7 protein-coding genes are annotated in these 7,475 nt (G+C 71.5%); 6 read left to right on the plus strand and 1 reads right to left on the minus strand.

Annotation, left to right across the window (positions count from 1 at the left end; all coding sequences use genetic code 11):
* Positions 1-1,951: AAA family ATPase (locus A5713_RS20545; protein ID WP_197516425.1), on the minus strand; the 1,951-nt coding region annotated here is incomplete at its 3' end.
* A 60-nt stretch (positions 1,952-2,011) separates the two neighbouring features.
* Here A5713_RS20545 and A5713_RS20550 point away from each other — a divergent pair.
* The 6 genes from A5713_RS20550 to A5713_RS20575 all read left to right on the plus strand — a co-directional run bounded on the left by A5713_RS20550 (position 2,012) and on the right by A5713_RS20575 (position 7,356).
* Positions 2,012-2,575, plus strand: coding sequence for a TIGR00730 family Rossman fold protein (locus A5713_RS20550; protein WP_068098182.1), 564 nt, complete (start codon positions 2,012-2,014; stop codon positions 2,573-2,575).
* A gap of 69 nt (positions 2,576-2,644) precedes the next feature.
* The gene (gene fadD6 / locus A5713_RS20555) at positions 2,645-4,429 is read left to right on the plus strand and encodes a long-chain-acyl-CoA synthetase FadD6 (RefSeq protein WP_068098183.1); all 1,785 of its coding nucleotides are present in this window, start codon (positions 2,645-2,647) and stop codon (positions 4,427-4,429) included.
* Positions 4,430-4,548: 119 nt separating this feature from the next.
* Entirely contained in the window at positions 4,549-5,373 is an 825-nt protein-coding gene (folP, locus tag A5713_RS20560) for a dihydropteroate synthase (protein WP_231980562.1), read from the plus strand.
* Complete coding sequence (locus tag A5713_RS20565; protein WP_068098185.1) at positions 5,370-6,377, plus strand: glucosyl-3-phosphoglycerate synthase; 1,008 nt, start codon at positions 5,370-5,372, stop codon at positions 6,375-6,377. The genes folP and A5713_RS20565 overlap by 4 nt, the downstream gene beginning before the upstream one ends.
* 50 nt (positions 6,378-6,427) lie before the next feature.
* Entirely contained in the window at positions 6,428-6,775 is a 348-nt protein-coding gene (locus A5713_RS20570; RefSeq protein ID WP_068098186.1) for a DivIVA domain-containing protein, read from the plus strand.
* Positions 6,776-6,777: 2 nt separating this feature from the next.
* Positions 6,778-7,356, plus strand: coding sequence for a DNA-3-methyladenine glycosylase I (locus A5713_RS20575; RefSeq protein ID WP_068098187.1), 579 nt, complete (start codon positions 6,778-6,780; stop codon positions 7,354-7,356).
* Positions 7,357-7,475: the final 119 nt, after the last annotated feature.

The following is a 7,475-nucleotide window of genomic DNA, read 5'->3' on the forward strand; positions in this document are numbered from 1 at the left end:
CGCAAAGGCGGGCCAGCGGATCGGCCGCGCGGGTGTCGCCGAGCCGCACCGCCTCGTGCCAGACCCGCACCGCCACGGCCCGCTGGCCGCCGCGTTCGGCCATCCGGGCGGCATCCCGAGCGGCGGTGACCGCACCGTGCGAGTCGCGCATCGAGGCCAGCCGCCACGCCCGGGCGACGCCGAGCTCCGGCGCGAACAGCGCCGACTTGGTCCCGTGCCGGGATTCGGCCCGGCCCAATGTCTTTCCCGCGGCGGCGATGTCGCCCTGCTGCGCCAGCGCGGTGGCCAGCAGCGTCAACGACAGCGGGCCCCACGAATACCCGGTGCGTTCCAACGTGGCGGCGGCCGGGCCGAGTAGCGATGCGGCTCCGGCGAATTCGCCGTCGGCGAGCAGCACGTGCGCCAGCAGCACCTCGCCGATCGCACGGCCAGGCTGCTGCAGCTCGGCGAAATCGGTGAACTGCTGGGCGAGTTCGCGGGCCGCGTCGAGCCGGCCCGCCATCAACAGCGAAGTGGTCTGCCCCAACCCGATCGTGAAGCGCAGCAACCCCGGGTGTTCGGCGGCCAGGGCGCGCTGGGCCAGCGGCTCGACGTCGCCGAAACGCCCCTGCCGGGCCGCGCACAGCGCCGCCGTGCTGGCCGCCCAGGCCACCGCCTGGTCGCCGGCGTGCGGGGCGGCCAGCACCGCGTCGGCGACCTTCACGGCGTGCCCCACGTTGCCGGCGTTCATCGCGAACGTCGCGCTCAGCGCGTCGAGGGTGGTGCGCGCGCCCGCATCCGAGACGTGACCGCGGATGGTGCGCAGGAACGCGGTGGCCCGCTCGGGTTCGCTGAGCATCCAGAATTGGTTGGCCGCGCGCAGCAGCGCCCAGTCCATCAGTGCGGTTTCGGTCAACGCGCTGGGGTCCAGGCCGGCCAGCACCGCGTCGGCCTCGCGGCCGCGGCCCTGCCATCCCAGGGCGTGCGCCAGCGCCAGCCGCGCCGCCAGCCCGCCGGACCGCTCCAGGGCCGAGGAGGCCAGCCGTTCGCCCAGGGCGAGATCGCCCAATCTCAGCGCCTGCTGCGCGGCGGCGACCAGCTCGGCCACCGGCTGGGGGGCGTCGCTGTCGAGGGCCAGCGACGCCAGCCGCAGCCGGTCGCTGAGGTGTTCCGGCGGATGCTGCGACAGCTGCCGCACCACGTCGGTGCGGCGACGCCGCGCGCCGTCGCCGCCCAGCACTGCGCGCGCCCGCTCGGCGAACAGCGGGTGGGCCGTGTACACCACCGGGTCGTCCGAGGCTTCGCCGCGCACCCGGGTCTCCACCGCCCCGCAATCGACCGCCTCGCCGACCGCCTCGGCGCCGGCGAGGACGGTCAGATCCGCCAGCGACAGCGGCTCCGCCACGGCCAGATAGTCCAGCACCGCCCGGGCCTCGGCGGGCATCTCGCCGAGAAACGCGTCGACCTCTGCCGGCGTGGTCGTCCCGCCGGGCGCTTCGATGTCGATTCGGGTGAGCAGGCCGTCGGTCCACAGCGCTGCGACGGCCTCCGGAGCCGAGTCGGCGCGGCCGGTGACGACCATCCTGGCCACGCCGGCCAGCGCCAACTGGTACACCAGCGTGGCGGACAGGATGTCCAGCTCGTGGGCGTCGTCGACCACCAGCAGCAGGTCGTCACCGTCCAGCGACGCCCGGGCGGCGCGCAACAGCGCGGCCGGCTTGCCGATGTCGGCGATCTCGACCAGGTGGCTGAAGGCGCCGAAGGAAACGGCGCGCTCGGTCGGGGTGCCGGTGACCCACCGCACGCGCGTGCCGGGGTGTCGGCGACCGAAGTCGTCGGCGGCCATCCGGGCCAACGTGGACTTGCCGCAGCCGTCCGGTCCGAGCACGACGGCGCCTCTCCCGGTCGCCAGCGCCGCCTCCAGCCGCTCCAGCGCCGACGCGTGCCGGGGGACGTTCCATCGAATCGGCATCGCCGGATTTTATTGCGCGCGGTGTGCGGGCGTCAGCAAGCTTGGTCTACCTTTCGTTGTATGCGCCCGGAATCCGAGCCAGCCGGCGACTGGGCGGTGTGCGTGTACTGCGCGTCCGGCCCGCAACATCCCGAATTGCTTGCGGTTGCTGCCGAACTCGGCGAGGCGATCGCCGAGCGGGGCTGGACTTTGGTGTGGGGTGGGGGCCGGGTGTCGGCGACGGGCGCGGTGGCGACCGCCGCGCGCGCCCACGGGGGCCGGACCGTCGGCGTCATCCCCCAGGTCCTGATGCGCGTCGAGATCGCCGACGCCGACGCCGACGAGCTCATCGTCACCGAGACCATGCACGAGCGAAAGCACGTCATGGAGGAGCGCGCCGACGCGTTCATCGTGCTCCCCGGCGGCGTCGGCACCCTGGACGAGCTGCTGGACTCGTGGACCACCGGCTACCTCGGCCTGCACCGCAAGCCCATCGTCATGCTGGATCCGCTGGGGCATTACGCAGGGCTGTGGGCCTGGCTGGGCGGGTTGCTGGATAGCGGGTACGTCTCGCAGCCGGCGATGGACCGGTTGGTGCTGGTCGACAAGGTGGGCGATGCCGTGGAGGCGTGTGCGCCCGAATGAGGGCGCCGGCAATCTCGTGATCCCTATTAGGCTGTCCGCCGAGTTGTTAACGCAGAATCGAGGGATGACGTGGCCGATCACGACGGGGGAGCGCGGACCGCGGTCAAACTGACCGACATCGCATCGCGGGCGCCGGGTCTGCTGGCCGATATGCCGGTGATCGTGCGGGGGGCGATGACCGGGCTGCTGGCCCAGCCAAGTTCGAAGAAGTCGATCGGCACGGTATTCCAGGAGCGGGCCGCCCGCTACGGCGACCGGGTCTTCTTGCGGTTCGGCGACCAGCAACTGACCTACCGCGACGCCAACGCCGCCGCCAACAGGTACGCCGCGGTGCTGGCGGCCCACGGTGTCGGCCACGGTGACGTCGTCGCGATCATGCTGCGCAACTCGCCCAACGCGGTGCTGACCATGCTGGCGGCGGTCAAGTGCGGCGCCGTCGCCGGGATGCTGAACTACCACCAGCGCGGCGAGGTCCTCGCGCACAGCCTGGGTTTGCTGAAGGCCAAGGTCCTGATCGCGGAGACCGACCTGGTCAGCGCGGTCGCCGAGTGCGGCGGCTCGGGCGACACCGAGACGATGACCATCGAAGACCTGGAGCGATTCGCCGTCAGCGCACCGGCCACCAACCCGCCGTCGGTGTCGGCCGTGCAGGCCAGGGACACCGCGTTCTACATCTTCACCTCCGGCACGACGGGCTTCCCCAAGGCCAGCGTGATGACCCACCTGCGGTGGCTCAAGGCCCTCGCGGCGTTCGGCGGTATCGGGCTGCGGCTGAAGAGCTCCGACACGCTCTACAGTTGCCTGCCGCTGTACCACAACAACGCCCTGACCGTCGCGCTGTCGTCGGTGATCAACTCGGGCGCGACGCTGGCGCTGGGCAAGGCGTTCTCGGCGTCGAAGTTCTGGGACGAGGTGATCGACGCGGAGGCCACGGCGTTCATCTACATCGGCGAGATCTGCCGGTACCTGCTCAACCAGCCCCGCAAGGCCACCGACCGCGCGCACCAGGTGCGGGTGATCGCCGGCAACGGGCTGCGCCCGGAGATCTGGGACGAGTTCACCGATCGGTTCGACATCGACCGGGTCTGCGAGTTCTACGCCTCCAGCGAGGGCAACACCGCGTTCATCAACGTCTTCAACGTGCCCCGCACCACCGGTGTCTTCCCGATGCCGCTGGCCTACGTGGAGTACGACCCCGACACCGGGGCTCCGCTGCGCGACGACAACGGACGCGTGCGCCGGGTGCCGTCCGGGGAGCCCGGCCTGCTGCTCAGCCCGGTCAACCGCTTGCAGCCGTTCGACGGCTACACCGACAAGGAGTCGAGCGAAAAGAAGCTGGTGCGCAACGCCTTCCGCGAGGGGGACGTGTGGTTCAACTCCGGTGACGTGATGAGCCCGCAGGGCATGGGGCACGCCGCGTTCGTCGACCGGCTCGGCGACACCTTCCGGTGGAAGGGGGAGAACGTCGCCACCACGCAGGTGGAGGCGGCGTTGGCGTCCGACGCGTCCGTCGAGGAATGCACGGTCTTCGGTGTCGAGATTCCCCGCACCGGCGGCCGCGCCGGGATGGCCGCGGTCAAGCTGCGCGACGGCGCGGAGTTCGACGGCAAGTCGCTGGCCCGCGCGGTGTACTCCCAGCTGCCGGCCTACGCGTTGCCGCTGTTCGTGCGGGTGGTCGATTCGCTGGAGCACACCACGACGTTCAAGAGCCGCAAGGTGGAGCTGCGCGAGCAGGCCTACGGATCGGACATCAAGGATCCGCTGTACGTGCTGGCCGGCCGAGACGAGGGCTACGTGCCGTACTACGACGAATACCCAGACGAGGTGGCCGACGGTAAGCGGCCGCGCGGCTGAGTGTGCGCCCTGGCCGCACACCGGATCCCGGGACGGCGCGCGACCCGGTGACCGGGCACTATAGACGCGTGCAGTCCAGCTGGTGCGGCCGTCCGGTCGCCGGCGATCGCCCGCTGATCATGGCGATCGTCAACCGCACCCCCGACTCGTTCTACGACAAGGGTGCGACCTTCAGCGACGAGGCCGCCCGGGCCGCCGCGCACCGGGCCGTCGCCGAGGGCGCCGACGTCGTCGACGTCGGCGGCGTCAAGGCCGGACCGGGCCAGGAGGTCGACGCGCAGACCGAGATCGCCCGGTTGATCCCCTTCATCGAATGGCTGCGCGACGCCTACCCGGACCAGTTGATCAGCGTCGACACCTGGCGCTCCGAGGTGGCCAGGGTGGCCTGCGCGGCCGGGGCGGACCTGATCAACGACACCTGGGGCGGCATCGACCCGGCCTTGGCCGAGGTCGCCGCCGAGTTCGGTGCGGGCCTGGTGTGCTCGCACACCGGCGGCGCGCTGCCCCGCACGCGTCCGTTTCGGGTGAGCTATGGAACCAGCACGCGCGGCGTGGTCGACGACGTCATCCGCCAGGTCACCGCCGCCGCCGAACGCGCGGTCGCCCGCGGGGTGGCCCGCGACCGGGTGCTGATCGACCCGGCCCACGACTTCGGCAAGAACACCTTCCACGGGCTGCTGCTGTTGCGTCACGTGGGTGATCTTGTTAATACCGGGTGGCCGGTGCTCATGGCTTTGAGTAACAAGGACTTCGTCGGGGAGACTTTGGGTGTGGAATTGACCGAGCGGCTCGAGGGAACGCTGGCGGCCACCGCGCTGGCGGCGGCCGCCGGTGCCCGAATGTTTCGCGTGCACGAGGTCGCCGCGACCCGGCGCGTGCTGGAAATGGTGGCGTCGATCCAGGGGGTTCGCCCGCCGGCGCGCACGGTGAGGGGGCTGGCATGACGGCATCCGACCTGGTCGCCGGGGACCTCGCCGCCGGCGCGGTGCTGTCCGCCCGGCCCGGCGCCACCTGGCTGGCCGACCGCAGCTGGAACCGTCCCACCTGGACCGTCGCCGAACTCGAGGCAGCGAAGGCGGGGCGCACCATCTCGGTGGTGCTGCCGGCGCTCAACGAGCAAGAAACCATCGCGTCGGTCGTCGACAGCATCTCTCCGCTGGTAGACGGGCTGGTCGACGAGTTGATCGTGCTGGACTCCGGCTCGACCGACGACACCGAGATCCGCGCCGTCGCCGCCGGGGCCCGCGTCGTCAGCCGCGAGCAGGCCCTCCCCGAGGTGCCCATCCGGCCCGGCAAGGGCGAGGCGCTGTGGCGCTCGCTCGCGGCCACCAGCGGCGACATCGTCGTGTTCGTCGACTCCGACCTGATCAACCCGCACCCGATGTTCGTGCCGTGGCTGGTCGGCCCGCTGCTGACCGGCCCGCTCTCCCGGGGCATCCACCTGGTCAAGAGCTTCTACCGGCGGCCGCTGCAGGTCGGCGACGTGGGGGGCGCCGCGGGCGCCACCGGCGGCGGGCGGGTCACCGAGCTGGTGGCCCGGCCGCTGCTCGCGGCGCTGCGGCCGGAGCTGGGCGGCATCCTGCAGCCGCTCGGCGGCGAGTACGCGGCCACCCGTGAACTGCTGACGTCGGTGCCGTTCGCGCCGGGCTACGGGGTGGAGATAGGCCTGCTGCTGGACACCTTCGACCGGCTCGGCGCCGACGCGATCGCCCAGGTCAACCTGGGTGTGCGCGCACACCGCAACCGGCCGCTGGCCGAACTCGGCGCGATGAGCCGCCAGGTCATCGCGACCCTGCTCTCACGCTGCGGGGTTCCCGACTCCGGCGTCGGGCTGACGCAGTTCTTCGCCGTCGGGCCGGACGGACCCGATGCTCACGGCTACACCCAGCACACTTCGCCGGTGTCGCTGGCGGACCGCCCGCCCATGGCGGTCCTGCGGCCGCGCTGAGGCCCCGCTGCTTCGTCGCGGTGTCGGCCGCATAGGGCAGTATCGACGGCGTGGCATTGGTGTTGCTCTACCTGGTGGTTCTGGTGCTGGTGGCGATCGTGCTGTTCGGCGCGGCGAGTCTGTTGTTCGGTCGGGGCGAGCAGCTGCCGCCCCTGCCGCGGGGGACCACCGCGACGGTGTTGCCCGCCTACGGCGTGACGGGCGCGGACGTCGACGCCGTCAAATTCACCCAGGTGCTGCGCGGATACAAGACCAGCGAGGTGGACTGGGTGCTGGACCGGCTGGCCCGCGAGCTCGAGGCGCTGCGCGGTGAGCTGGCCGCGGTGCACGCCCCGGCGTCACCCGAAGGCGAGCCCGAGGCCGTGGAACCCGGGGACCGCGAGGAACGTCTGGACTAGATGTGAGCGATGACGGGCTGGTTCGGTGTGGTTGGGCGGCCATTCGCCCCGGACCCGATTTCCAGATGTACCGCGACTACCACGACCAGGAGTGGGGTCGCCCGGTGCACGACGGGGTGGCGCTGTTCGAGCGGATGAGCCTGGAGGCCTTCCAGAGCGGGCTGTCGTGGCTGATCATCCTGCGCAAGCGGGAGAACTTCCGGCGGGCTTTCGCCGGGTTCGATTTCGAGCGGGTCGCCGGCTACACCGAAGACGACGTACAGCGGCTGATGGCGGATACGGGCATCGTGCGCAACCGGGCCAAGATCGACGCGACTATCGCCAACGCGCGCGCCGCGGCCGAGCTGGGAAGTGCGGCGGACCTGTCGAAGCTGCTGTGGTCCTTTGCGCCCGAACCGCGTCCCCGGCCCGCTGACGGCTCCGAGATTCCTTCGGCCAGCGAAGAATCGAAGGCGATGGCGCGTGAGCTCAAGCGGCGCGGGTTCCGCTTCGTCGGGCCGACCACCGCCTATGCGCTGATGCAGGCGACCGGGATGGTCGATGACCATGTCCGGGGCTGCTGGGTGCCTTCTGCCCGGTGACGATGCGGGCCGCCTGCGGCCCGCTGAGGAGGCGGGCAATCGGGTTCTGCCCGGTGACGATGCGGGCCGCCTGCGGCCCGCTGAGGAGGCGGGCAATCAGGTTCTGCCCGGTGACGATG

The organism is Mycobacterium sp. E2497, assembly GCF_001668695.1.
In the GTDB taxonomy this organism is placed as follows: Bacteria; Actinomycetota; Actinomycetes; order Mycobacteriales; family Mycobacteriaceae; genus Mycobacterium.

What these genes read in the sequence shown, in the direction of transcription:
- A5713_RS20550 (WP_068098182.1), top strand. Translation starts at nt 2,012, where the DNA reads ATGCGCCCGGAATCCGAGCCAGCCGGCGACTGGGCGGTGTGCGTGTAC.
- folP (WP_231980562.1), top strand. Translation starts at nt 4,549, where the DNA reads ATGGCGATCGTCAACCGCACCCCCGACTCGTTCTACGACAAGGGTGCG.
- A5713_RS20565 (WP_068098185.1), top strand. Translation starts at nt 5,370, where the DNA reads ATGACGGCATCCGACCTGGTCGCCGGGGACCTCGCCGCCGGCGCGGTG.